We start from the raw sequence: 1,049 nt of genomic DNA on the forward strand, positions 1-1,049 counted from the left end.
CGATTTTCGAAAAAAATGGGTTTACCGTATAAAAATGTAAGTTCAAAAATCGCTGAATCATCAACCAGGTGCCGCTTTAAAGGCAATATGCCCGTCATAGTACTCAATAAAGTCAAATTCATGATTATCCTTTAGTAAAACCATAAAACTGAATTCATTTTATCTAAAACATCAGGCTGCAATAAATATTTTCTCAAGCAACTCTTCATTTGTACGATCCTGTATAGCATAATAATTTCTGTCTTCAAAAATATTGTTGATTCTCTTCGTGGTCTCTCTTGCTGTCAGCACCCCTGTAAGGGAAAGGTTCAGAAATAAGAACGTAACAGTAAATTGAATAATGATGATCAATAAACAAAAAAGGTCTCCTTAATAACATATCAAAGGCATAAATTGATGTTTTTCATCGCAATTGTCACCTCATCATATGCACAGGCTCTATTTTAGCTGCTTTAATAATCGGATAAGCAGAAGTTAATATCGAAGAAGCAACGACAATACCCATTGTCATCAACATGCTAAAAAAATATAAATCTATGCGTCGATAGAGGGCATAAGAGATGATTGCATACAAAACCATACCACATCCAAACGAGAACAAGGCAATGACCATGATTTCCTTGATCACACCAAAAGCGATCTGATAGCTGTTGGCCCCGCAGCACTTTTTAACTCCTATTTCCAGGCGCTTGCGATCCAGCCAATAACCGGTCACAGAAATCGTATTTACAGCAAAGATGACAAAAACCAGGGTAAACATCATAATTTCAAAGCTTTTTTTCCTCATAACACTTAACAATGGCGATTCGATCATATCTATTGATGCGCTTTTGAATTGCATGCCCTCTTGTTCGATGCCGGATTTTAATTGCACATAAACCGTATGGGTCTTGTCACCAGCATCTATCCCAAAATGATCAACCCACAAATAATCTATGTTGCCGGTTAGAGCTTTAAGATTCAGGTAACTTCTGTAGCCAAGCCAATCATCGGCGTTCCTGTTCTTCATAACGCCGATAACTTCATATTCTTGATTTTCAAAGATATAA

At 36.7% G+C, this 1,049-nt stretch carries 1 protein-coding gene; it reads right to left on the reverse strand.

Going from position 1 to position 1,049, the window contains the following annotated elements; genetic code table 11:
* Positions 1-415: 415 nt before the first annotated feature.
* Positions 416-1,049, reverse strand: a 634-nt coding sequence (locus SSCH_RS06845) for an ABC transporter permease (protein WP_044664823.1), incomplete at its 5' end; no start/stop codon positions are given.

This window comes from Syntrophaceticus schinkii, from assembly GCF_000946815.1.
In the GTDB taxonomy this organism is placed as follows: Bacteria; Bacillota; DSM-12270; order Thermacetogeniales; family Thermacetogeniaceae; genus Syntrophaceticus; species Syntrophaceticus schinkii.